This is a genomic window from Enterobacter sp. YSU (assembly GCF_016082135.1).
Lineage (GTDB): Bacteria > Pseudomonadota > Gammaproteobacteria > Enterobacterales > Enterobacteriaceae > Enterobacter > Enterobacter hormaechei_C.
This window is the reverse complement of sequence record NZ_CP059487.1, coordinates 2,016,901-2,039,880: the sequence shown is the minus strand read 5'-3', so window position 1 is coordinate 2,039,880 and position 22,980 is coordinate 2,016,901. Positions and strand designations below refer to the sequence as shown.

22 protein-coding genes are annotated in these 22,980 nt (G+C 58.2%); 5 read left to right on the top strand and 17 right to left on the bottom strand.

Features of this window, described 5'->3' with window-relative positions:
* The 8 genes from ugpE to livK form a co-directional block, all read right to left on the bottom strand.
* Entirely contained in the window at positions 1 to 846 is an 846-nt protein-coding gene (gene ugpE, locus H2Z33_RS09815; RefSeq protein ID WP_015571468.1) for a sn-glycerol-3-phosphate ABC transporter permease UgpE, read from the bottom strand.
* Positions 843 to 1,730 (bottom strand): sn-glycerol-3-phosphate ABC transporter permease UgpA, encoded by an 888-nt coding sequence (gene ugpA, locus H2Z33_RS09810; RefSeq protein WP_003861551.1) that lies wholly within the window; start codon positions 1,728 to 1,730, stop codon positions 843 to 845. The genes ugpE and ugpA overlap by 4 nt, the downstream gene beginning before the upstream one ends.
* 102 nt (positions 1,731 to 1,832) lie before the next feature.
* Positions 1,833 to 3,149: a sn-glycerol-3-phosphate ABC transporter substrate-binding protein UgpB gene (ugpB, locus tag H2Z33_RS09805; protein WP_045333883.1), complete on the bottom strand. Its 1,317-nt coding sequence runs from the start codon at positions 3,147 to 3,149 to the stop codon at positions 1,833 to 1,835.
* Between the two features lie 260 nt (positions 3,150 to 3,409).
* Positions 3,410 to 4,123, bottom strand: coding sequence for a high-affinity branched-chain amino acid ABC transporter ATP-binding protein LivF (livF, locus tag H2Z33_RS09800; protein ID WP_015571469.1), 714 nt, complete (start codon positions 4,121 to 4,123; stop codon positions 3,410 to 3,412).
* 1 nt (position 4,124) lies between these two features.
* Positions 4,125 to 4,889 carry a high-affinity branched-chain amino acid ABC transporter ATP-binding protein LivG gene (gene livG / locus H2Z33_RS09795; protein WP_003861544.1) on the bottom strand — a complete coding sequence of 255 codons (765 nt, stop codon included), beginning with the start codon at positions 4,887 to 4,889 and terminating at the stop codon, positions 4,125 to 4,127.
* Positions 4,886 to 6,163 carry a high-affinity branched-chain amino acid ABC transporter permease LivM gene (locus H2Z33_RS09790; RefSeq protein WP_003861542.1) on the bottom strand — a complete coding sequence of 426 codons (1,278 nt, stop codon included), beginning with the start codon at positions 6,161 to 6,163 and terminating at the stop codon, positions 4,886 to 4,888. Before H2Z33_RS09790 ends, livG begins: the two co-directional genes overlap by 4 nt.
* Positions 6,160 to 7,086, bottom strand: a complete 927-nt coding sequence (livH, locus tag H2Z33_RS09785) for a high-affinity branched-chain amino acid ABC transporter permease LivH (RefSeq protein WP_015571470.1) — start codon at positions 7,084 to 7,086, stop codon at positions 6,160 to 6,162. The genes H2Z33_RS09790 and livH overlap by 4 nt, the downstream gene beginning before the upstream one ends.
* 46 nt (positions 7,087 to 7,132) lie before the next feature.
* On the bottom strand, positions 7,133 to 8,242 hold the full coding sequence (livK, locus tag H2Z33_RS09780) for a high-affinity branched-chain amino acid ABC transporter substrate-binding protein LivK (RefSeq protein ID WP_023295547.1): 1,110 nt from the start codon (positions 8,240 to 8,242) through the stop codon (positions 7,133 to 7,135).
* Positions 8,243 to 8,666: 424 nt separating this feature from the next.
* Between livK and panM the strand changes: the two genes are divergently transcribed.
* Positions 8,667 to 9,050 carry an aspartate 1-decarboxylase autocleavage activator PanM gene (gene panM, locus H2Z33_RS09775; protein ID WP_063135391.1) on the top strand — a complete coding sequence of 128 codons (384 nt, stop codon included), beginning with the start codon at positions 8,667 to 8,669 and terminating at the stop codon, positions 9,048 to 9,050.
* Positions 9,051 to 9,646: 596 nt separating this feature from the next.
* Here the strand turns inward: panM and livJ are convergent.
* The 6 genes from livJ to ftsY form a co-directional block, all read right to left on the bottom strand.
* A complete protein-coding gene (livJ, locus tag H2Z33_RS09770; protein ID WP_074133822.1) occupies positions 9,647 to 10,747 on the bottom strand; it encodes a branched chain amino acid ABC transporter substrate-binding protein LivJ in 1,101 nt (366 codons plus the stop codon).
* A 197-nt stretch (positions 10,748 to 10,944) separates the two neighbouring features.
* Positions 10,945 to 12,210 carry a 4-aminobutyrate--2-oxoglutarate transaminase gene (locus tag H2Z33_RS09765; protein WP_032655388.1) on the bottom strand — a complete coding sequence of 422 codons (1,266 nt, stop codon included), beginning with the start codon at positions 12,208 to 12,210 and terminating at the stop codon, positions 10,945 to 10,947.
* A 136-nt stretch (positions 12,211 to 12,346) separates the two neighbouring features.
* Entirely contained in the window at positions 12,347 to 13,204 is an 858-nt protein-coding gene (rpoH, locus tag H2Z33_RS09760; protein ID WP_000159624.1) for an RNA polymerase sigma factor RpoH, read from the bottom strand.
* A gap of 250 nt (positions 13,205 to 13,454) precedes the next feature.
* Complete coding sequence (gene ftsX, locus H2Z33_RS09755) at positions 13,455 to 14,510, bottom strand: permease-like cell division protein FtsX (protein WP_017384126.1); 1,056 nt, start codon at positions 14,508 to 14,510, stop codon at positions 13,455 to 13,457.
* Entirely contained in the window at positions 14,503 to 15,168 is a 666-nt protein-coding gene (ftsE, locus tag H2Z33_RS09750) for a cell division ATP-binding protein FtsE (RefSeq protein WP_006812284.1), read from the bottom strand. The genes ftsX and ftsE overlap by 8 nt, the downstream gene beginning before the upstream one ends.
* Positions 15,169 to 15,170: 2 nt before the next feature.
* Positions 15,171 to 16,631, bottom strand: a complete 1,461-nt coding sequence (gene ftsY, locus H2Z33_RS09745; RefSeq protein WP_015571476.1) for a signal recognition particle-docking protein FtsY — start codon at positions 16,629 to 16,631, stop codon at positions 15,171 to 15,173.
* A gap of 127 nt (positions 16,632 to 16,758) precedes the next feature.
* Between ftsY and rsmD the strand changes: the two genes are divergently transcribed.
* On the top strand, positions 16,759 to 17,361 hold the full coding sequence (gene rsmD / locus H2Z33_RS09740) for a 16S rRNA (guanine(966)-N(2))-methyltransferase (RefSeq protein WP_015571477.1): 603 nt from the start codon (positions 16,759 to 16,761) through the stop codon (positions 17,359 to 17,361).
* Complete coding sequence (locus H2Z33_RS09735; protein ID WP_015571478.1) at positions 17,345 to 17,626, top strand: DUF1145 family protein; 282 nt, start codon at positions 17,345 to 17,347, stop codon at positions 17,624 to 17,626. The genes rsmD and H2Z33_RS09735 overlap by 17 nt, the downstream gene beginning before the upstream one ends.
* A gap of 83 nt (positions 17,627 to 17,709) precedes the next feature.
* On the opposite strand, the gene H2Z33_RS09730 is transcribed toward H2Z33_RS09735, so the two are convergent.
* Positions 17,710 to 18,069, bottom strand: coding sequence for a DUF2500 domain-containing protein (locus tag H2Z33_RS09730; protein ID WP_017384123.1), 360 nt, complete (start codon positions 18,067 to 18,069; stop codon positions 17,710 to 17,712).
* A gap of 129 nt (positions 18,070 to 18,198) precedes the next feature.
* On the opposite strand from H2Z33_RS09730, the gene H2Z33_RS09725 reads away from it, so the two are divergent.
* Together H2Z33_RS09725 and zntA are read left to right on the top strand one after the other, a co-directional pair.
* Complete coding sequence (locus tag H2Z33_RS09725) at positions 18,199 to 18,825, top strand: lysoplasmalogenase (protein ID WP_003861515.1); 627 nt, start codon at positions 18,199 to 18,201, stop codon at positions 18,823 to 18,825.
* A 76-nt stretch (positions 18,826 to 18,901) separates the two neighbouring features.
* A complete protein-coding gene (zntA, locus tag H2Z33_RS09720; RefSeq protein WP_063135393.1) occupies positions 18,902 to 21,073 on the top strand; it encodes a Zn(II)/Cd(II)/Pb(II) translocating P-type ATPase ZntA in 2,172 nt (723 codons plus the stop codon).
* Positions 21,074 to 21,172: 99 nt separating this feature from the next.
* Here the strand turns inward: zntA and H2Z33_RS09715 are convergent, their stop codons facing one another.
* Both H2Z33_RS09715 and H2Z33_RS09710 read right to left on the bottom strand, forming a co-directional pair.
* Positions 21,173 to 22,459 carry a TRAP transporter large permease gene (locus H2Z33_RS09715; protein WP_015571481.1) on the bottom strand — a complete coding sequence of 429 codons (1,287 nt, stop codon included), beginning with the start codon at positions 22,457 to 22,459 and terminating at the stop codon, positions 21,173 to 21,175.
* A 10-nt stretch (positions 22,460 to 22,469) separates the two neighbouring features.
* Positions 22,470 to 22,979, bottom strand: a complete 510-nt coding sequence (locus tag H2Z33_RS09710) for a TRAP transporter small permease (protein ID WP_015571482.1) — start codon at positions 22,977 to 22,979, stop codon at positions 22,470 to 22,472.
* Position 22,980 lies beyond the last annotated feature (1 nt).

Below are 22,980 nucleotides of genomic sequence, written 5' to 3'. Positions count from 1 at the left end.
TTATTTCTCGCTATCGACCAGGCCGCGGACAAACGCGCGCTGCATGGCTAAAACAATGACTACGGGTGGGATAAGGGTGAGCAGCATCGCCGCCATCACCTGGTTCCAGAGGGTGGTGCCTTCGCCGGTGGCGATCATGCCTTTGATGCCTGCCACGGCGGTGCCGAGGTTGACGTCCTGAACGATCAGCAACGGCCACAGATACTGGTTCCAGCCGTAGATAAAGGTGATCACAAACAGCGCCGCGAGGTTGGTTTTCGACAGCGGCAGCACGATGTCGCGGAAGAAGCGCATCGGCGAGGCCCCGTCGATGCGCGCGGCTTCAATCAGCTCGTCCGGCAGAGTCATAAAGAACTGGCGGAACAGGAAGGTGGCGGTCGCCGAGGCCATCAGCGGCAGGGTTAAGCCCGCGTAGCTGTCGAGCATCTTCAGGTTGGCGATCACCTCCACCGTCGGGAAGATACGCACCTCTACCGGCAGCATCAGGGTGATGAAAATCATCCAGAAAAACAGGTTACGCAGCGGAAAGCGGAACCAGACGATGGCGAACGCTGAGAGCATCGACACCGTAATTTTGCCGACGGTGATGCCAAACGCCATGATGAAGCTGTTGAGCATCATCAGCCAGAACGGCGCGCTGTTGGCGCCCACGCCCTGGGTCCAGATGGTCTTCATGTTTTCGAAAAGGTGTCCGCCCGGGATCAGCGTCATCGGCGTGTCGAACACCGCTTTAGTGTCCAGCGTGGCGGCGACGAAGGCCACGTACAGTGGGAACAGGATGACGATAATCCCTAAAATCAGCATGGTATGGCTGAAAATCGTCAGCCCGCGACGGTTCTCAATCATTGGTAGCGCACCTTACTTTCGACATAGCGGAACTGCACCACCGTGAGGATGATGACGAGGAACATCAGCACCACCGACTGCGCGGCAGAAGCGGAGAGATCCAACCCCGCAAAGCCTTCGCGGTAGATCTTGTAGATCAGCGTGGTGGTCGCCTGCACCGGACCGCCTGCGGTCGCCGCGTCGATCACCGGGAAGGTATCGAAGAAGGCGTACACGAGGTTAACCACCAGCAGGAAGAAACTCACCGGGGCGATCAGCGGCAGCGACAGCCGGAAGAAGCGGCGCACCGGCCCTGCGCCGTCGATGGCGGCGGCCTCCACCAGCGAACGCGGGATAGACTGTAGCGCGGCAAAGAAAAACAGGAAGTTATAGCTGATCTGCTTCCACACCGAGGCGAACACCACCAGGAACATCGCCTGACCGCTGTTCTGAGCGTGGTTCCAGTCGTAGCCAAACTCGCCCAGGAAGTGGGTAATCAGCCCGCGCCCTGGGTTAAACAGGAAGATCCACAGCACGGCGGCCACGGCAGGAGCCACGGCGTAGGGCAGCAGCATCAGGGTCTGATACAGACGGCTGCCGCGCACCACGTAATCCACCAGCGCGGCGAAAAACAGCGACGCGACAAGACCGCTCACGGTGACCAGCGCACTGAATTTGATCGTCGTCCAGAAGGAGTCCAGGTAGTAGCTGTCGTGGAACAGCGCGGTAAAGTTGTCCAGCCCGACAAACTGGCTGGAAAGCCCGAACGGATCGACGCTTTGTACCGAGTACCACAGCGCTTCGCCCGCAGGCCAGATAAAGAAGATAACGGTGATGACCAGCTGCGGCGCGACCAACAGGTACGGCAGCCAGCGGGAACGGAACACCGGACGGGATGAGGACATTGAGATTAGGTTCCTGAACAATGCTGGGTGGCGGCTACGCCTTACCCGGCCTACATGGGGCACGTCGTAGGCCCGGTAAGCGCAGCGCCACCGGGCATTTTTTTACGATTTGGTCGACTGCTCAAAGCGGCGCAGCAGCTGATTTCCGCGCTCTACCGCAGAGTCCAGCGCCTGCTGTGGCGTTTTCTTACCGGTCCACACGCTTTCCAGCTCTTCATCGACGATGGTGCGGATCTGCGGCATGTTGCCCAGACGCAGGCCTTTGGTGAACGGCAACGGCGGCTTGTTCAGCATCTGGCGCGTCGCGATGTCTGCGCCCGGGTTCTTGCTGTAGAAGCCCTGCTCGCGGGTCAGGTCGTACGCGGCTTTGGTGATCGGCAGATAGCCGGTCTTCTGGTGCCACTCGGCGGCGTTTTCCGGCTTCGCCAGGAAGTCGAGGAACTCGGCCACTCCTTTGTAGGTGCCGTTGTCTTTACCCTGCATCACCCACAGGCTCGCCCCGCCAATGATAGCGTTTTGCGGCGCGCCCTTCACGTCAGCGTCGTACGGCATCATGCCCACGCCGTAGTTGAATTTGGCATAGTGACGTATATCCGCCAGCGAGCCGGACGAGGCGGTGGTAATGGCACAGTCGCCGTTGTAGAACTTCTCGGTGGATTCGTCTTTACGCCCGAAGTAGCTGAAGTCGCCCTTCTTGTTGAGTGCTTCCAGCAGCGCGATGTGCTTCACCTGCTCCGGCTTGTTGAACTCCAGCACCGCGTCGGTACCGTCGAAGCCGTTATTTTGGGTGGCAACCGGCAGCCCGTGCCAGGCGCTGAAGTTTTCAATCTGGATCCAGCCCTGCCAGCCGCTGGCGTAGCCGCACTTCATCCCCGCCGCTTTCAGCTTCGCGGTGTACTCCGCCAGATCCTGCCAGGTTTTTGGCGGCTGCTCCGGATCTAAACCGGCTTTTTTGAAGGCGTCTTTGTTGTAGTACAGCACCGGCGTGGAGCTGTTAAACGGCTGGGACAGCAGGTGGCCGGTTCTGGAATCGGTGTAATAACCGGAGACGGTCGGTACGAACTGGGATTCATCGAAGTTAATACCTGCTTCTTTGAACACTTCATAGACCGGCTTGATGGCTTTGGAGGCCATCATGGTGGCGGTGCCCACTTCATAAACCTGTAACAGCGCAGGCGCGTTACCGGTACGGAAGGCGGCGATGCCCGCGCTCAGGCTCTGCTCGTAGTTGCCTTTGTACACCGGCACAATTTTGTAATCCGGGTGGGTGTCGTTGAAACGCTGCGCCAGGGAGTCAACCTCTTTACCCAACTCCCCTTCCATGGAATGCCAGAACGGAATGGTGGTCACAGCCATTGCGTTTGTCGCAAAAGCCAGACCCAGTGCCAGACCCAAAGCTGTGTGTCGTAACGATGTCATTGTCATCTCTCTTATTGTGCCGGATGCGCGATATCACGCGTTTTATGCTCGCGAGGTAACATGACATGCTCGAATGACAGAAAAATAACTGTTTGTTTACAGATAAGTGACAGCCAGGCGTCAGGGGGATGATGGTTGTGTGAAGGGGGATTGGGTGCGGTCTGGTGCCCTCACCCCGGCCCTCTCCCACGGGGAGAGGGAGAAAAGCGATCGGTTCCCTCTCCCTTGAGGGAGAGGGTTAGGGTGAGGGGGAAATGCGATTAACCGCCTAAATACGCACTCCGCACCGCCTCGTTCGCCAGCAGCGCGTCACCGGTATCGGAGAGCACCACGCGCCCGTTCTCCAGCACGTAGCCACGGTCGGCGAGCTTCAGCGCCTGGTTGGCGTTCTGCTCGACGAGGAAGATGGTCATCCCCTCTTTACGCAACTGCTCGATGGTGTCGAAGATCTGCTGGATAATGATCGGCGCAAGACCAAGCGACGGCTCGTCCAGCAGCAGCAGGCGCGGCTGGCTCATCAGCGCGCGGCCAATCGCCAGCATCTGCTGCTCGCCGCCGGACATGGTGCCCGCTCGCTGAATACGACGCTCCCACAGGCGCGGGAAGAGTTCGTACACCCACTTGATGCGGGTCTGGAATTCATCCCGATGGGCGAAGAAACCGCCCATCGCCAGGTTCTCTTCCACCGTCATGCGGGAGAATACGCGGCGCCCTTCCGGGACAATCGCCACCGCTTCACGCATGATCTTAGCCGTCTGCCAGTCGGTAATATCTTTGCCGTCAAACACAATCCGCCCGCTGGTGGCGCGCGGGTCGCCGCACAGGGTGCCGAGCAGCGTGGTTTTACCCGCGCCGTTGGCGCCAATCAGGGTGACGATTTCGCCCTGATTGATGTGCAGGCTGACGTCGTGCAGCGCCTGGATCTTGCCGTAGTGCGCGTTGACCTTGTCGAACGTTAACATCGCTTTTTCCATCTTATGCCTCACCAAGGTATGCGCGGATCACGTCCGGGTTGTTGCGGATCTCTTCCGGCGTGCCGTTTGCCAGCGGCGTGCCCTGGTTTACCACGTAGATACGGTCCGAAATGCCCATCACCAGCTTCATGTCATGCTCAATCAGCAGGATGGTGGTGTCGTGATGGTCGCGCAGCTCGGCAATCAGCTCGTCCAGCTCTTTGGTCTCTTTCGGATTGAGACCTGCCGCTGGTTCGTCGAGCATCAGGATCTCCGGCTGGGTCACCATACAGCGCACGATCTCAAGGCGACGCTGATCCCCGTAAGCGAGGTTGCTCGCCTGACGGTTAGCGTGCTGGAGCAGGCCGATACGGTCGAGCCAGGTCGCGGCGCGGTCGAGCGCCTCCTCCTGCGTGCGGCGAAAGGCCGGGGTTTTCAGCAGGCCGGAGAACAGCCCGGTTTTCAGCTGCTGATGCTGTGCCACCAGCAGGTTCTCAATCACCGTCATCTCGCGGAACAGACGCACGTGCTGGAAGGTACGCACCACGCCCATGCGGGCAATCTGCTGGCCCGGCAGCCCTTCAAGGTGCTGGTCGCGCAGCATGATGGTGCCGCCCGTCGGCTTGTAGAAGCCGGTCAAACAGTTAAAGACCGTGGTTTTTCCCGCGCCGTTCGGGCCAATCAGGGAGACAATCTCTTTCTTGTGCAGATCCAGATTCACATTGTTGACCGCCAGCAGGCCGCCAAAACGCATCATCAGGCCGTTAACGGATAATAAAGGCTTCATGCCTGCTCTCCTTTCGCCTGTGTGCGTTTCAGCTTCAGCTGTGGACGGGTCATCGGCAGCAGACCCTGCGGACGCCAGATCATCATCAGCACCATCAAACCACCCAGCATTAACATGCTGTATTCGTTAAAGTCGCGCATCAGCTCGCGGGAGACCACCAGCAGGATAGCCGCGAGGATCACGGCGAACTGCGAGCCCATTCCACCGAGCACCACAATCGCCAGCACAAAGGCGGATTCGGCAAAGGTGAACGATTCCGGGCTGACGAAGCCCTGACGTGCGGCAAACAGCGTCCCGGCGAAACCGGCAAACGCGGCGCTGATGGTAAATGCGGTCAGCTTGATGCGGGTCGGGTTCAGGCCCAGGGAGCGGCAGGCGATCTCATCTTCGCGCAGCGCTTCCCACGCGCGGCCCAGCGGCATGCGCAGCAGACGGTTGATCACAAACAGGGTAATCACCACCAGCAGCAGCGCCACCAGATAGAGCCAGATCACGCGGTCGGACGGATCGTACTTGATGCCAAAGAAATTGCTGAAGGTATCCCAGCCGCCTTCACGGGCGGTACGGCTGAACTCCAGGCCGAAGAAGGTCGGTTTCGGGATCTGGCTGATGCCGTTCGGACCGCCGGTCACTTCGGTATTGTTGAGCAGCAGAATACGGACGATTTCGCCGAAGCCTAAGGTCACAATCGCCAGATAGTCACCGCGCAGGCGCAGCACCGGGAAGCCGAGCAGGAAGCCCGCCGCGGCAGAGACCAGCCCCGCCAGCGGCAGACAGGTCCAGAAGCCGAGGCCGTAATAGTGGTTCAGCAGCGCGAAGGTGTACGCGCCGATGGCGTAGAACCCGCCGTAGCCCAGCACCAGCAGGCCAGACAGCCCCACCACCACGTTCAGACCGAGCCCCAGAATCACGTAGATCATGGTCAGAGTGGCAATATCCACCGTCCCGCGCGAGACCATAAACGGCCACGCCACGGCAGCCACCAGCAGCGCCACCAGGAACAGCTTCTGTTTCACCGTTGTACCGTCGATCGCCGGCAGGACGAATTTCGGCCCGGAGACGTTTTTCAGCGTCTTCTGGAACAGCGGACGCAACAGCTGGAACAAGAACACCACCGCGGTGCCGATAAACACCCACTGCCAGCGGATGTCGGGAGCGGTATCCACCACCAGCTTCGTGCCGTCCAGTCCTAACTGGACGCCCATAAAGACGCCCGCCAGGACGAAGAACATGGCGGCAGAGAGCAGCGCCATCGCAAAATGCATCGGTTTCATACTTTCTCTACCTCCGGACGGCCCAGAATACCGGTAGGCATTACCAGCAGAACCAGAATCAGCAGGGCAAACGACACCACATCTTTATATTCGGTGCTCAGGTACGCCGAGGAGAGCGCTTCGGCCACGCCCAGGATCAGGCCGCCGATCATCGCGCCCGGAATGCTGCCGATGCCGCCCAGTACCGCCGCGGTGAAGGCTTTCATCCCGGCCATAAAGCCGATGTACGGGTTGATTACGCCGTAGAACTGGCCGAGCAACACGCCAGCCACCGCCGCCATCGCTGCGCCGATCACGAAGGTCAGGGCAATCACGCGGTCGGTGTTAATCCCGAGCAGGCTCGCCATCTTCAGATCTTCCGCGCAGGCGCGGCAGGCGCGTCCCATGCGGGAGTAGCGGATGAACAGGGTCAGGGCCAGCATGGCAATAAAGGTCACAACCCAGATAACCAGCTGCATGGTGGTGATGGTGGCAGAGAAGTTTTCGCTGGCCCCCACAATCCACTGGCCGTTAAACAGGCTTGGCAGCGCTACGTCGCGTGAACCTTCGGTCAGGCTGACGTAGTTTTGCAGGAAAATGGACATACCGATGGCGGAGATCAGCGCGATCAGGCGCTTGGAGCTGCGCACCGGCCGGTAGGCCACCCGTTCAATACTCCAGCCGTAGGCGCTGGCGATCACAATCGCGCCGACAAACCCGGCGGCCACCAGCAGCCAGCTGCTGTCGATGCCCATCATCATCAGCGCGGCGATAATCATAAAGGAGACGTAGCTACCGATCATGTACACCTCGCCGTGGGCGAAGTTGATCATGCCGATAATGCCGTAAACCATCGTGTAGCCGATGGCGATCAGCGCGTAGGTGCTTCCCAGCGTGACGCCGTTAAACATCTGCTGCAAGAAGTAGAGAAACTGCTCGGACATAAGAAAACCTTTTTATACCCGCCCGGTGAGCCGGGCGGTGGGATGATTATTTGGCGACCGAGGAAGACCCGTCGGCGTGCCACTTAAAGACACCAAACTCAAATCCCTTCAGATCGCCTTTCTCATCCCAGTTCAGCGGCCCAATCACGGTGTTCGCCCCGTGTGCTTTTAAATCTTTCACCAGATCCAGCGGCTCTTTACTGCCGGTACGGTCCAGCGCGGTGGCCAGAGACTGCACGGCCGCGTAGGTGATCCAGACGTACGGACCGCTCGGATCTTTCTTCTGCGCCTTGAGCGCATCCACGATAGCCTTATTCGCCGGATCCTGGTCATAGCGTTTTGGCATCGTCACCAGCATGCCTTCGGCAGAATCGCCCGCGATGTTGGACAGGGAGGCATTACCGACGCCCTCTGGCCCCATAAACTGGGTTTTCAGGCCGGTGGCGCGCGCCTGGCGCAGCATCTGCCCCATTTCCGGGTAGTAGCCGCCGTAGTAAACGAAGTCGATATTCTCTTTTTGCAGGCGGGCGATCAGCGCGGAGAAGTCTTTCTCACCGGCGGTAATGCCGTCGAAGAAGACGATATTCGCCCCGCCTTTTTTCAGGCCGTCCTGTACGGAACGCGCCAGGCCTTCGCCGTACTGCTGCTTATCATGGATGATGGCGATACGCTGCGGCTTAACGGTTTCGAGGATGTATTTGGCGGCGGTTGGCCCCTGAGAGGAGTCCAGACCGGCGGTACGCATGATGTGCTGGTAGCCGCGCTGGGTCAGTTCCGGGTTGGTGGCACCCGGGGTGATCATCAGAATGCCTTCGTCTTCGTAGATATCAGACGCAGGCTGCGTGGAGGAAGAACACAGGTGCCCGATGACGTACTGGATACCGTCGTTAACGATTTTATTGGCGACCGCGACGGCCTGTTTAGGATCGCAGGCGTCGTCATACTCCACGCCTACCAGCTTGTCGCCTTTGATGCCGCCTTTGGCGTTGATATCTTTGATGGCCTGACGCGCGCCGTTGAACTCCATGTCACCCCACTGGGCAACAGGGCCGGACATCGCCCCCACTACCGCAACTTTAATGTCGTCTGCCATAGCGGCATGCGAGATCGACAGTGCGACCATCCCCGCGATTAACGTCTTCGCGTTCCTTTTCATCTCTGAATCCCCATTCGTGATGTCATGTTTATATTTTGTTTTATTATGGTTAAAAAGCATTCTGTACTTTTTATGAACAACGCTATTTTTACCAGTGCCTTTAATGGTTTAGCGCAGTTTTTTGTCAAAAACCAGACTAAAATCTCTATTTTTCAGGCGATTAAGCAAAGATAATATTCTGAAATCAGGCGGAGATAAACAAATAAAAGCGCGGTTTGCAGCATAAAATAACGGTACAAAGCGCCGAATAAATCACTGCCCTTCAGGTTAAAATTCTGCTTATTTTTCGATCCATGTGTTTTCAAACTGCCCATCGCGCTGCCAAAAAACTAATCACCTGGTAAATGGGAAGAAAAAGAGAAAGCGCCTGAGCAAATAAATTGAGTACACTGGCCCTACTCTTTTTGATTTGGACAAGCAGCTAATGAAACTGACTATCGTGCGTCTGGTGACCTTTAGCGACCAGGATCGTATCGACCTGGGCAAGATCTGGCCGGAATATTCCCCTTCATCGCTGGCCGTCGATGAAAACCATCGCATCTATGCCACGCGTTTTAATGAACGTCTGCTGGCCGCCGTCCGCATAACGCTGAGCGGCACGGAAGGGGCGCTGGACTCCCTGCGCGTGCGCGACGTGACCCGTCGTCGCGGGGTCGGGCAGTATTTGATTGAAGAGGTGATCCGCGAAAACCCGAGCGTAACCTCCTGGTGGATGGCCGACGTGGGCGTAGAGGATCGCGGCGTGATGGCGGCGTTTATGCAGGCGTTAGGGTTTACGGCGCAGGCGAACGGGTGGGAGAAGCGCTAAAAGAAAGCCGGGTGGCGGCTGCGAGGTGCTCATTGTAGGCCCGGCAAGCGAAGCGCCACCGGGCAAAAGAGGGCTGAGCGGGCTGATGCCCTCACCCCGGCCCTCTCCCACGGGGCTGAGGGTTCCCCACAAAATAATACCTGCACAGACGGCCCCCTCTCCCTTGAGGGAGAGGGCTGGGGTGAGGGGGAACATACGGCTCTGGTGGTCATTCCGTTCACTTTATGTTCCTTGCTACTCTGTCACGACATGACCGGTGAACGTGCCAGGGTGGCTCAGTCGCCACCACCCTGGCGACCCGGGCTTCCGGCGGTAAATCGCCGCTTCGCGGTGCCTTCGGCATATTCCTTCCGGCTTATCGGGGACGGGCGGAGGTAACATCCCTGTAAAGCCCGCCCTCTCGGCGCATCCCTGCGCCTCGCCCCGGCCTACAGGAAACGCCTCAGCGATTTACAGCCGGACCGAGGCATCGCTGAAAGCCCTCAGTTATTCTGAGGCAACGTTATCGCTTTTGCTTTCAAATTACTGGGGATCCCTCAGCCCACGGGGAGAGGGAGAAAACATTAAAAAAGGCAACTTGCGTTGCCTTTTTACGTTTATTTTGCGTCAGTCGCCGTGCCGTTGGCATGCCAGTCAAACACGCCGAACTCGAAGCCCTTCAAATCGCCCTTCTCATCCCAGGACAGCGGCCCCATCACGGTTTCCACCGAGTTCGCTTTCAGCCAGGTGGCAATCTCCGCCGGATCGGCTGACTGGTTCAGGCCCGCTTGCAGAGACTGCAACGCTGCGTAGGTGGTCCAGACGAACGCACCACTTGGATCCTGTTTCTTCGCCTTGATGGCATCGACAACAGGTTTGTTCGCAGGCACCTGGTCGTAGTTCTTCGGTTTGGTCACCAGCAGCCCTTCAGCGGATTCACCCGCGATATTAGACAGGGAAACGTTCGCGACACCTTCTGGCCCCATGAACTGCGTCTTCAGACCCGCCGCACGCGCCTGGCGCAGGATCTGCCCCATTTCCGGGTGGTAGCCGCCGTAGTAAACGAAATCGATATTTTCTTTCTTCAGACGCGCGACCAGGGTCGAGAAGTCTTTCTCACCGGCGGTGATACCGTCAAAGAACACCACGTTGGCGTTCGCTTTTTTCAGGTTATCCTGCACCGCACGGGCCAGGCCTTCGCCGTACTGCTGTTTGTCATGAACAATCGCGATGCGCTGCGGCTTCACTTTTTCCACGATGTATTTCGCGGCGGTTGGCCCCTGATCGGAGTCCAGACCGGTGGTACGCAGGATCAGCTTATAGCCGCGCGCGGTCAGCTCTGGCGCCGTCGCGGCCGGCGTGATCATCAGAATGCCTTCGTCTTCGTAGATGTCAGACGCGGGCTGGGTGGAAGAGGAGCACAGGTGACCGATAACGTATTTGATCCCGTCGTTTACCACTTTGTTCGCCACCGCGACCGCCTGTTTCGGGTCACAGGCATCGTCATATTTTACGATTTGCAGCTTTTCGCCCTTGATGCCGCCCTTAGCATTAATGTCTGCAACCGCCTGTTCCGCGCCGGTAAATTCCTGGTCGCCGTACTGTGCTACCGGACCGGACATCGCGCCCACCACGGCCACTTTAATATCGGCCTGGGCCATAGTGCTGAGTGCCAACGCGATACATCCTGCCAGTAACGCTTTACCCTTCATGTTCATCCTGAGATTCCCCATTATTATGGTTATAACGATTGTTGTGATGTTGTTGTGTAGCGCTTTATTTCAGTTATAGGCGTGCTGTTCGCGCTTTTTCAGCATACTCTGCTAAAACATACCCCATTTTTATGATTTTGGAATAGCTAATTTGAAATGAAAATATGATAAGCCCAACTGTCATTTCAGCCGGGCTTTTGGCTTTATCGTGTCAGCGAGGCGGAAATAATATCCAGCGCTTTACGGAACTGCACTTCGGGGATGGTGAGCGGGTAGAGGAAGCGAATAACGTTGCCGTAAACGCCGCAGCTCAAAAGCAGCAGCCCTTCGTTCAACGCGCGCTCCTGAACCTGACGGGTAAATTCGGGCGACGGCTGTCCGGTTTGCGGATCGGTAAATTCTACCGCCACCATCGAGCCCTGCCCACGGATATCGGCGATATACGGACAGCCATCCTTCGCTTTATTCAGCACCTCGACCAGATGATGCCCGAGATGCGCCGCGCGGGTGCAGAGATCGTCCTCGTCAATCACATCCAGCACCGCATGGGCCGCCGCAATCGCCAGCGGGTTACCCGCGTAGGTGCCGCCCAACCCACCCGGCGCGGGCGCATCCATCACCTCCGCCCGGCCAGAGACGGCAGAGAGCGGCATCCCGCCCGCCAGGCTTTTCGCCATGGTGATCAGATCGGGCTTCACGCAGTGATTTTCCATGGAGAACAGCTTGCCGGTACGCGCGAAGCCGGTTTGCACTTCGTCGGCAATCAGTAAAATCCCGTGGGTATCGCACAGGGCACGCAGCGCCTGCATAAAATCAGCGGGCGCGACGTTGAACCCGCCCTCGCCCTGAACCGGTTCAATAATGATTGCCGCCACCTGATCGGGCGCGATATCGGCTTTGAAGATGCGCTCCAGGCTTTTTAGCGCTTCGGCGGTACTAACCCCGTGCAGGCTGTTGGGGAATTGCGCGTGGTACACCGAGCCGGGGAACGGGCCGAAGCCGAGCTTATAGGGCGCCACTTTGCCGGTCATCGCCATGGTCATAAAGGTACGGCCGTGGAACGCGCCGCCGAAGGTGATAAGGCCGGGACGTCTGGTGTACGCGCGGGCGATTTTCACCGCGTTTTCGACCGCTTCCGCCCCCGTTGAGAAGAAGGCGGTTTTGGCTGGCCCCTCTATGGGTACGCGCTGGTTGATGCGCTCGGCAAGCGCCACATAACCTTCATAGGGGACGATTTGATAAGCGGTATGGGTAAAGGCGTGAAGCTGTTTTTCGATGGCGGCGATAACTTTAGGATGTCGATGCCCGGTATTCAGCACGGCGATCCCGGCGGCAAAATCAATATACTCGTTACCTTCCACGTCCCACACCGTGGCGTTTTCGGCTTTATCGGCATAGAAGTTACACATGACGCCGATACCGCGCGGCGTCGCCTGTAAACGCCGGTCGTTCAGTTCGTTATTTTTCACCCTGTCACCCTCTGAAAGTCGCCTGCTTAGCGCATCAGTAAGTGTTTGCCAGGGGGAAGAAATTCGCCAGAGCGGGCGCTAAAAAAACAAAACCCCCGAATTTGCATTCGAGGGTTCTCGGTATACTTCGCGGAAATTACGCTTCGATAGCGGCGCGAAGTTTTTTCATGGCGTTTTTCTCAAGCTGACGCACACGTTCAGCGGAGACGCCGTAGCGGTCGGCCAGTTCCTGCAACGTGGACTTGTTATCTTCGTCCAGCCAGCGGGCACGAATAATATCCTGGCTACGCTCGTCGAGGCCTTCCATCGCGAAGGTCAGCTTGTTCGCCGCCTGGTCTTCCCAGTTATCCTCTTCAATGCCGTCAGCAAAGTTAGAGGTTTTGTCCTGTAGATACAGAACCGGGGCCATCGGCTGGCTGTCGGACGCGTCATCGTCGGCAGACATATCAAACGTCATGTCCTGCGCGGCCATACGGGATTCCATCTCGCGGACGTCTTTGCTGGAAACGCCCAGCTCGCGCGCCACCATTTCCACTTCATCCTGATTGAACCAGCCCAGACGCTGCTTGGTTTTACGCAGGTTGAAGAACAGTTTGCGCTGCGCTTTCGTCGTGGCGACTTTCACAATACGCCAGTTACGCAGGACGTATTCGTGAATTTCCGCTTTGATCCAGTGCACGGCGAAGGAGACGAGTCGCACACCCACTTCCGGGTTAAAGCGACGTACCGCCTTCATCAGGCCAATGTTACCTTCCTGAATCAGGTCCGCCTGCGGCAGGCCGTAGCCCGCATAATTACGAGCAACGTGAACAACAAAGCGCAGGTGAGACAGGATCAGCGTTTTAGCTGCTTCCAGATCGCCCTGGTAATGCAGCTTTTCAGCAAGCTCCTTTTCTTCCTCAGCCGTTAACATCGGCCAGGTGTTCGCAGCCCGGATGTAAGATTCCAGGTTACCAACAGGGGCTAAAGCTAAAGTTTGCATTTCTTTGGTCATTCATTCCTCTCAATGTTTCTTCTGGTCCAGGTTGTCCCCGTCAGGCAACAACCATGCCAAAGCGTTTGAGCAACGAGATTAGCATTCACTCTTTTATCAGACAGTGATTTTATCCACAAGTTCCAGGTGCAACAGTGAATAAATTACGCACAAAATGTGACATGAAGATGATTACAGGGGAAGTGACAACAGGGACGCTTTCCCTGCAAGCGAACATCTCGGTGCAGGGAAAGATTATATCACGCTTTTATTAGTCGGGAGTAAAGTGGCGTAAATGTTGAACCGTTGCCAGCCATGCCGCCACCCAGCCGATCATGGAGCACACCAGCAGCAACAGCAGGCACTCATCGAACCCTAAGCCACTGATATCAAACTTAGTTCCGAAAACCTGCGCCACTTCAGTCACGGCAGACGACAGCCGCATCACCAAAATTTCTGACAATATCAATGAAAGAAATGCACCAGAAAAACCTAATAACGCGCCGCCGTAAAGGAATGGGCGGAGGATGAAACCATCCGTTGCGCCAATCAGTTTCTGCACGTTGATGGTATCGCGACGGGCGAAGATGCTCAGGCGCACGCTATTACCGATGACGAGGAACACCGCCGCCACCATCAGCACGCCGATCATCGCCGACACGCGTCCTACCAGCCCGGTCAGGGCGGCAAGACGGGCAAACCAGCTGTCGTCCATGCGCACTTCATCAATCCCGTTAATGCGGGTAATGCGGTCGCGCAGGGTGTTGAGCGAATCCGTGCCCTGGAAATCGAGTTTCGGGATCACCACCGCCACCGCGGGCAGCGGGTTCTCTTCAAGCATATCCAGCGCGCCGCCGAATCCGGACCAGTTGCGGAACTCACCCAGCGCTTCATCGCGGGAAAGATAGTTCACCTTCTCCACGCCCTGCTCGGCCTGAATCTGCCCCACCACCTGAGCCGCCGCGTTATCGTCGAGGGCTTTATCCAGATAAACGGTGATCTGCGGCGACGGATAGTACTGGGACGCCGCCTGGTTTACGTTTTTGTAAACCATGTAGCAGACGCTGGGCAGCGTCAGGGAGATGGCAATCACCATCACCGTCAGGAACGTCGCCAGCGGTTTGCTTTTCAGATCCTGCAACGCGCCCTGGAAGGCGTACCGCACCTGCTCGTTAAAGACGTTGGTTTTGCGGGAGTTCGGTTTCGGTGCCGCTTTGGCACGCTTAGGCGCATTGCGATTGCCGTCCCCGCCGCCCTGAGGCTTGCGGAAACGGTCAAACCGGTTGCTGAACTGCCGAATCTGGTTCATTGCATCACGCTTATTCACCGTGGCCTCCGTGCAAATGCCCGTCGCTCAGGGTCAGCATGCGGTACGAACGGCGGGAGATCAGCCCCATGTCGTGCGTCGCCATCAGTACCGTGACCCCCACGCGGTTAAATTCCTCAAACAGACGCAGGATCCCTTCAGAGAGGGCATCGTCCAGGTTACCGGTCGGTTCATCCGCCAGCAAAACGGCAGGCTTGTTCACTACCGCGCGGGCGATACCCACGCGCTGCTGCTCACCGCCGGAGAGCTGGATCGGGAAGTTCTTCGCTTTGTCCAGCAGCCCGACCTTATCCAGCGCCGCCGAAACACGACGGCGGATATCATCGTAACTGGCGCCAGCAATAATCAGCGGGATCGCGACGTTATCGAAAACCGTGCGATCCATCAGCAGGTGGTGATCCTGGAAAATCATGCCAATCTGACGACGCAGGAACGGCACTTCACGGTTCTTAAGACGGCTAATTTCATGGCCGCTGAACCAGATTTTCCCGGCGCTTGGCCGCTCGATCCCACAGATCAGCTTGAGCAGGGTACTTTTCCCCGCGCCGGAATGGCCGGTCAGGAATGCCATCTCGCCTGGCTGGAGGTGGAATGTCACCCCCTGTAGCGCTTGTCTCCCGCCGAGATAGGCCTTGCTGACGTGTTCAAAGCGAATCATTGTTAGTCCTCTCGGGCAAATAGTGCCTCAATAAAGTCGTCCGCTTTAAACGGACGTAAATCCTCAATACGCTCGCCCACACCGATGTAACGGATAGGAATGCCGAACTGGTCGGCCACGGAGAAGATCACCCCGCCTTTCGCGGTCCCGTCCAGCTTGGTCAGCGCGATCCCGGTCAGTCCTACCGCTTCATGGAACAGTTTCGCCTGGCTGATGGCGTTCTGTCCGGTGCTGGCGTCGATAGTCAGCATAATTTCATGCGGTGCATCTTCGTCCAGCTTCTTCATGACGCGAACGATTTTCTTCAGCTCTTCCATCAGGTGCGATTTGTTCTGCAAACGCCCTGCGGTATCCGCAATCAGCACGTCCACGTTACGCGACTTCGCCGCCTGGATGGCATCGAAAATCACGGACGCGGAATCCGCGCCGGTGTGCTGAGCAATAACCGGAATATTGTTGCGCTGGCCCCACACCTGAAGCTGTTCCACCGCTGCCGCACGGAAGGTATCGCCCGCCGCCAGCATCACCGATTTGCCCTGCTGCTCAAACTGGCGCGCCAGCTTGCCGATGGTGGTGGTTTTGCCCACGCCGTTGACGCCAACCATCAGGATAACAAACGGCATTTTTCCTTCAATATTAAGCGGTTCGTCAACTTTTGCGAGAATTTCACCCATCTCGTCTTTCAGCAGGCCGTACAGCGCCTCGGCGTCACGCAGCTGTTTGCGGCTCGCCCCTTCGGTCAGGTTGGCGATGATCTTCCGGGTGGTTTCCACGCCCACGTCCGCAATCAGCAGTTGCTCTTCCAGCTCCTCAAACAGATCGTCGTCGATCTTTTTGCCGCGGAACAGACTGATAAATCCGGAACCTAAATTTTCTTTGGTTTTGAGCAGGCTGCGCTTCAGGCGCGCGAAGAAACCTTCTTTAGTCGGTTTTTCTTGCTCCTGAACGATCTCTTCTTCGGCCTGCGCTTCCACCGGCACGACGATGACCGCTTCTTCAGCCGCTTCCGCCGCCAGCGCCTGGGCTTCCAGCTCTTCGTCGGTCAGCTCTGGCTCAAGGGCCGCTTCTTCTTCCACCGCCTCAACAATTTCAACGGTTTCCGCTTCGGCCTGCCACTCTTCGGCAGAAACCTCTTCAGCTTTCACCTCTTCCGGCAGCGGCAGCTCTTCGTGTTCGATAGTGGCCTGCGGCGCTTCGTTAAGGGTTTCAACGATAACCGGCTCTGGTTTTTCGCTCTCCTGAACCTGTTCAGTAACCTCAACCACCTCTTCGGCAAAGGATTCAATCTCTTCTTTGCTGTGGGCTGGCTCTTCCGCTTCGACAACCGCAGCGGTTTCGACAGGCGTTTCAGGCTGTGACGGCTCTTCTACAACCTGCTGTTCCTCGGTTTTCTGTTCTGTTTCTTGCTCTTTTTCACCGAAACCCAACCAGGAAAAGAAGCCACGTTTTTTTTGTTTTGCCATCTGCGACTACACTCCTCGCGGCGCTATATACAGGGAAGCTAAAAAAATGATGAAATAGTCTAACACTTTACTTAATTGACATCACCGCCCGCAATCGCAGGGCAATGGTTAACAGAGCTTTCCTGAGATGAAGAAACCCACCCGCGCCCCGGCCGGTCAAATTCGCATTATCGGCGGTCAGTGGCGAGGCCGGAAATTACCGGTGCCGGACAGCCCCGGTTTACGCCCCACCACGGACCGCGTTCGCGAGACGCTGTTTAACTGGCTCGCCCCGTCTATGGTAGACGCCAACTGCCTGGACTGCTTCGCCGGAAGCGGTGCATTGGGGCTGGAAGCGCTGTCGCGTTATGCCGCCAGCGCCACGCTGCTGGAGATGGAGCGCGGCGTCGCGCAGACGTTGCAGCAAAATCTGGCTACGCTGAAGGCAACCAACGCGAAAGTGGTGAATACCAACACGCTGAGCTTCCTCGCCCAACAGGGGACGCCCTTCAACGTGGTGTTTGTTGACCCGCCGTTCCGTAAAGGGCTGCTGGAAGAGACATTATCGTTGCTGGAAAAAAATGGCTGGCTGGCAGACGACGCGCTGATTTACGTTGAAAGCGAAGTGGAAAATGGCCTGCCGCCCGTTCCCGTTCACTGGGATCTGCACCGCGAGAAGGTCGCCGGCCAGGTGGCTTATCGTCTGTATCACCGTCAGGCACAAGGAGGATCCGATGCCAGTACTGATTAACGTAGGGCGCGTGCTGATGCTGGGCGTCTGGGCATTTTTGATTTTGAATCTGGTGCACCCGTTCCCGCGTCCGCTGAATATCTTTATTAACGTGGCGCTGATTTTTACCGCGTTCATGCATGCCTTGCAGATGGTGATGCTGAAAAACGGTCTGCCGAAAGATGGCCCACCGATGACCGGCTGGCAGCAGCTGCGGGTGTTTATTTTCGGCGTGTTTGAGCTGCTGGTGTGGATGAAGAAGTTTAAGGCGCAGGTGAAGAAGTAGGCCCCTCACCCTAACCCTCTCCCAAGGGGAGAGGGGACGATTACACCCTCTCCCCTTGGGAGAGGGCCGGGGTGAGGGGAAAATTACAGCTCCGGTTCAAATCCTTCAAACCGCGACCCTTTGTAACTCAGCGTGCCTTTCTCCCCCACCGTCAGCTGGTGGTACTGCTGCGCCTCCAGGCGGAAGGTCATCTCCAGCCCGCCGGTTTCCGGCTTAAAGCTCGCTTCATAGCGCATCGTTGTGCCCGCTGGCGTCACCTGCTGCTGGCGGGAGCGGCGGTCGTTAAGCGGCTTCTCACGCTTGTTCGTCACCACCACGCGCTTTTGCATCAGCGGCGCGGCGTCATTGTCGGCCTTCTCACGGCGCTGCTGCACGAAGCGAAACGAGGCGGCAATGACGATAATCGCCACCACGATAATGAAAAACAGCGGCATCTTGCTCATTGAAAAATCCCATCAGATTATGCGGAATTCAGGATACCTCGCCTGCCCCGGCATTGCCAAACGCCCGCTCGCGTCACTACACTGGATCAGGAACTGATCATTCAGCCTCAACAGTTACAGGGAGTTAATATGCTTTGGTCATTTATCGCTGTCTGTTTTTCCGCATGGCTTTACGTCGATGCGTCTTACCGTGGCCCAGCCTGGCAGCGCTGGTTGTTTAAACCCGTCACGCTATTACTCCTGCTGTTGCTTGCCTGGCAGGCCCCGATGTTTAACGCCGTTAGCTATCTTGTCCTCGCGGGGCTGTGTGCTTCCCTGATTGGCGATGCCTTAACCCTGCTGCCGCGCCAGCGCCTGCTGTACGCCGTGGGGGCGTTCTTCCTGTCGCATCTGCTCTATACCATCTACTTTGCCAGCCAGATGACGCTCTCCTTCTTCTGGCCGCTGCCGCTGGTGCTGCTGGTGATTGGCGCCCTGCTGATCGCGGTGATCTGGTCGCGTCTGGAAGAGATGCGTCTCCCGGTCTGTACGTTTATCGCCATGACGCTGGTGATGGTGTGGCTGGCGGGCGAGCTGTGGTTCTTCCGTCCGACCGCTCCGGCAATGTCTGCGTTCTTTGGTGCCGCACTGTTGCTGTTGGGCAATATCGTCTGGCTGGGCAGCCACTATCGCCGCCGCTTCCGTGCGGATAATGCGATTTCCGCCGCCTGTTACTTTGCCGGACACTTCCTGATTGTACGTTCGCTGTATATCTAAATAACGCTTGACTCTGGAGTCGACTCCAGAGTGTATGCTGCGGTTAATGAGAAAATTATCATTACCGGAGACTGCCATGTCGACTCCAGAAATACCTAAAAAAGTTCCCCAATTCTCGGCACTTAAGCTCAGCCCGGTTCCGCCAAAAGAGGACTGCTGCGGCGAGGGCGCGTGCGAAACCCGGACCGAAGCGCTGCCTGAAAACGGCAATCACTATAGCTGGGTGGTCAACGGCATGGACTGCGCGGCCTGCGCCCGCAAAGTGGAAAATGCGGTGAAGCAGGTGCCGGGTGTGAAACACGTTCAGGTGCTGTTCGCTACCGAAAAGCTGCTGGTCAGCGCCGAAAACGACGTCAGCAGACAGGTTGAAGCCGCCGTCAGCAAAGCGGGTTATACCCTGCGCAGCGAAACGGCGCCCGCAGAAAAAACGTCCCCGCTAAAAGAAAATCTGCCGCTCATTACCCTCATCATCATGATGGCCCTGAGCTGGGGGCTGGAGCAAATCAACCACCCGTTCGGCAACCTGGCGTTTATCGCCACCACGCTGGTTGGCCTGTTCCCTATTGCGCGTCAGGCGCTGCGTCTGATGAGAAGCGGCAGCTGGTTTGCCATCGAAACGCTGATGAGCGTGGCGGCTATCGGGGCGCTGTTTATTGGCGCGACGGCCGAAGCGGCGATTGTGCTGCTGCTGTTCTTAATTGGCGAACGCCTTGAGGGCTGGGCGGCGAGCCGGGCGCGTAAAGGGGTGAGCGCGCTGATGGCGCTGAAGCCGGAAACCGCCACGCGGGTTATTCGTGGTCAGCGTGAAACGGTCGCCATCAATACCCTGCGCCCGGGCGACGTGATTGAAGTGCCCGCAGGCGGACGTCTGCCAGCCGATGGGGCCCTCATTACCGCCACCGCGAGCTTTGACGAAAGCGCCCTGACCGGGGAATCCATCCCGGTAGCGCGCGCGGCAGGTGAAAAGGTGCCTGCGGGCGCCACCAGCGTCGACCGACTGGTGCTGCTGACGGTCCTTTCCGAACCGGGCGACAGCGCCATCGACCGCATCCTCAGGCTGATAGAAGAAGCCGAGGAGCGCCGCGCGCCGGTAGAACGCTTTATCGATCGCTTCAGCCGGATTTACACCCCCGCCATCATGCTGGTGGCGCTGCTGGTCACCGTCGTCCCGCCGCTGTTCTTCGGCGCGCCGTGGGAGGGCTGGATTTACAAAGGGCTGACGCTGCTGCTGATCGGCTGTCCGTGTGCGCTGGTGATCTCCACCCCGGCGGCGATTACCTCAGGGCTGGCGGCGGCGGCACGTCGCGGGGCGCTGATTAAGGGCGGCGCGGCGCTGGAACAGCTGAGCCAGGTTCAGCACATCGCCTTCGATAAAACCGGCACGCTGACCGTCGGCAAGCCGCAGGTGACCGGCGTGTATCCGCAGGACATCAGTGAAGACGCCCTGCTGACGCTGGCCGCTGCCGTGGAGCAGGGCTCCACCCACCCTCTGGCGCAGGCGATTGTGCGTGAAGCGAAGGGGCGCGGGCTGACCATCCCTCCGGCAACCGCCCAGCGAGCGCTGGTCGGGTCAGGGATTGAGGCTGTGGTCGAAGGCAAAAAAGTGCTGATCGCCGCGGCAGGCGCGTTCCCGAATCCACAGGTTGAGGCATTAGAGCAGGCCGGGCAGACGGTCGTTGCCGTGATGCAGGACGGTGTACCGATGGGCATGCTGGCGCTGCGCGACACCCTGCGTGACGATGCGAAAGACGCCGTCGACGCGCTGCACAGGCTGGGGGTACAGGGCGTGATCCTGACCGGTGATAACCCGCGTGCGGCGGCGGCGATTGCCGGCGAGCTGGGGCTGGAGTTTAAGGCCGGATTGTTGCCTGCGGATAAAGTCAGCGCGGTAACCGAGCTGAACGGTCATGCCCCGCTGGCGATGGTCGGGGACGGGATAAACGATGCCCCGGCAATGAAGGCTTCCACCATCGGCATTGCGATGGGCAGCGGCACCGATGTGGCGCTGGAGACGGCGGATGCGGCGCTGACCCACAACCGCCTGACCGGGCTGGCGCAGATGATTAGCCTGGCGCGGGCGACGCGCGCCAACATCCGCCAGAACATTGGGATTGCGCTGGGGCTGAAGGGGATATTCCTCGTCACCACGCTGCTCGGCATGACCGGCCTGTGGCTGGCGGTGCTGGCGGATACGGGGGCGACGGTGCTGGTTACGGCGAACGCGTTGCGGCTGTTGCGCCGTCGGTAAAAATGCCCGGTGGCGGCTACGCCTTACCGGGCCTACAACATCTCCGAACCGTAACCGTAGGCCGGGTAAGGCGTAGCCGCCACCCGGCATAAAACGGCGTCACTGCATCCCTAGCACCCCCGGCAACCACAATGATATCGCCGGGATGTACGTCACCATCCCCAGCACCACCAGCAACATACCGTAAAACGGCAGCATCGCCCGCACCACGTGCTCGATCTTCTGCTTACTCACCGCGCTCGCCACGAACAGCACCGACCCGACCGGCGGCGTGATCAGCCCAATCCCCAGGTTCACCATCATGATCATCCCGAAATGCACCGGATCGATCCCCAGCGAGTTGGTCACCGGCAGCAGCACCGGGGTCAGGATCAGGATGATCGGCGCCATGTCCATCAGCGTGCCAATCAGCAGCAGCATGATGTTGAGGTACATCAGGATCACGTATTTGTTATCGGACAGCGACGTGAAGAATTCGGTGATGCGCATCGGCAGCTGCATGTAGGTCATTACCGCGCCAAACGCCGCGGCAAAGCCAATCAAAATCATCACGATGGTGACGGTTTTCACCGTGCGGCACATCAGCTTCGGCAGTTCATTCCACTTGTAATCGCGGTAAATGAACATGGTGACGAAGAACGCCCACAGGCAGGCCACGGCGGCAGATTCGGTCGCCGTGAATATCCCGGACAAGATCCCGCCGAGGATAATCACCACCGTCATCAGCCCCCACAGAGCATCTAGCATGATTTTCAGCGCCTGCCTGAACGGGATTTTGTCCCCTTTCGGATAGCCGCGCTTGCGGGCGAAGCACAGGCAGAGCACCATCAGGCTCACGCCCAGCAGCAGGCCCGGCAGCACGCCCGCGATAAACAGCGTGGCGATGGAGACCGTTCCCCCTGCCGCCAGGGAGTAAATCACCGAGTTGTGGCTGGGCGGGATCAGGATCGCCTGCACCGACCCGCTGGCCGTCACCGCCGCCGCGTATTCGCGCGGATAGCCCTTCTTCTCCATCTCCGGGATCATCACGCTGCCGATAGACGCCGTATCCGCCACCGACGAGCCGGAAATCGCGCCGAAGAACGTTGATGCCACGATGTTCACCAGCGACAGCCCGCCGCGAATAAAGCCGACAAAAACGTACGCGAAGTTGACCAGCCGTCGGGCAATGCCCCCTTCCGCCATGATCGCCCCGGCAAGAATGAAGAACGGGATCGCCAGCAGGGTAAATTTATTCACCCCGCTGGTGATCTGGATCATCAGCGCCTCCAGCGGCAGGTCAATCCACAGCGCGCCCGCCACGGCGCTTAAGCCGACGGCGAAGGCCACCGGCATCCCCAGCGCCAGCAAAATGGCGAGGGTGAATAACAAAACAAACGCATCCATTGTTCACCCCTTAACTGTGATTGCCGATCAGCACGACCGGACGGTTTTCCTGCGAGCCAAACAGCAGGCGTTCAAGCACAAACAGGATCAAAATGGCCGATCCGACAGGTAGCGGCAGATAGCTTTCGCCGGAGGTCAGAAGCGGAAACTCCGCCACCGGCTGCTCCCACAGCTCGACGCACAGCCAGTAGCTGTACCAGCACATCAGGCCTGAAATCAGCAGCATCAGCAGATCCACCATCCGCGCGCACACTCTTTGCAGCGACGCGGGCAGGCGGTCGGTGAGCATGTTGACCGCAATATGCGACCCGGCGCGGTAGCTCACCGCCGCGCCGATAAAGGTAAACGTCACCATGCAGATAATGGCGATCGGCTCCGGCCAGGATTCGCCGCGATTAAGCACGTAGCGTGAAAAAATGCCGATGGGGATGACAATCGTCATCACCAACAGCGAAATACCTGCCACCGCCATGGCGAACAGGTACAGACGGTCCATCCACTTCAGGTAGAGTTCGGACATA

Coding starts and splice junctions, on each gene's coding strand:
- H2Z33_RS09790 (WP_003861542.1), bottom strand. CDS start 6,163: ATGAAACCGATGCATTTTGCGATGGCGCTGCTCTCTGCCGCCATGTTC.
- H2Z33_RS09730 (WP_017384123.1), bottom strand. CDS start 18,069: ATGAGCAAGATGCCGCTGTTTTTCATTATCGTGGTGGCGATTATCGTC.
- livK (WP_023295547.1), bottom strand. CDS start 8,242: ATGAAAAGGAACGCGAAGACGTTAATCGCGGGGATGGTCGCACTGTCG.
- livG (WP_003861544.1), bottom strand. CDS start 4,889: ATGAAGCCTTTATTATCCGTTAACGGCCTGATGATGCGTTTTGGCGGC.
- ugpB (WP_045333883.1), bottom strand. CDS start 3,149: ATGACATCGTTACGACACACAGCTTTGGGTCTGGCACTGGGTCTGGCT.
- rsmD (WP_015571477.1), top strand. CDS start 16,759: ATGAAGAAACCCACCCGCGCCCCGGCCGGTCAAATTCGCATTATCGGC.
- livF (WP_015571469.1), bottom strand. CDS start 4,123: ATGGAAAAAGCGATGTTAACGTTCGACAAGGTCAACGCGCACTACGGC.
- ugpE (WP_015571468.1), bottom strand. CDS start 846: ATGATTGAGAACCGTCGCGGGCTGACGATTTTCAGCCATACCATGCTG.
- H2Z33_RS09735 (WP_015571478.1), top strand. CDS start 17,345: ATGCCAGTACTGATTAACGTAGGGCGCGTGCTGATGCTGGGCGTCTGG.
- livH (WP_015571470.1), bottom strand. CDS start 7,086: ATGTCCGAGCAGTTTCTCTACTTCTTGCAGCAGATGTTTAACGGCGTC.
- ftsY (WP_015571476.1), bottom strand. CDS start 16,631: ATGGCAAAACAAAAAAAACGTGGCTTCTTTTCCTGGTTGGGTTTCGGT.
- ugpA (WP_003861551.1), bottom strand. CDS start 1,730: ATGTCCTCATCCCGTCCGGTGTTCCGTTCCCGCTGGCTGCCGTACCTG.
- panM (WP_063135391.1), top strand. CDS start 8,667: ATGAAACTGACTATCGTGCGTCTGGTGACCTTTAGCGACCAGGATCGT.
- livJ (WP_074133822.1), bottom strand. CDS start 10,747: ATGAACATGAAGGGTAAAGCGTTACTGGCAGGATGTATCGCGTTGGCA.
- H2Z33_RS09715 (WP_015571481.1), bottom strand. CDS start 22,459: ATGGATGCGTTTGTTTTGTTATTCACCCTCGCCATTTTGCTGGCGCTG.
- ftsE (WP_006812284.1), bottom strand. CDS start 15,168: ATGATTCGCTTTGAACACGTCAGCAAGGCCTATCTCGGCGGGAGACAA.
- H2Z33_RS09710 (WP_015571482.1), bottom strand. CDS start 22,979: ATGTCCGAACTCTACCTGAAGTGGATGGACCGTCTGTACCTGTTCGCC.
- H2Z33_RS09725 (WP_003861515.1), top strand. CDS start 18,199: ATGCTTTGGTCATTTATCGCTGTCTGTTTTTCCGCATGGCTTTACGTC.
- rpoH (WP_000159624.1), bottom strand. CDS start 13,204: ATGACCAAAGAAATGCAAACTTTAGCTTTAGCCCCTGTTGGTAACCTG.
- zntA (WP_063135393.1), top strand. CDS start 18,902: ATGTCGACTCCAGAAATACCTAAAAAAGTTCCCCAATTCTCGGCACTT.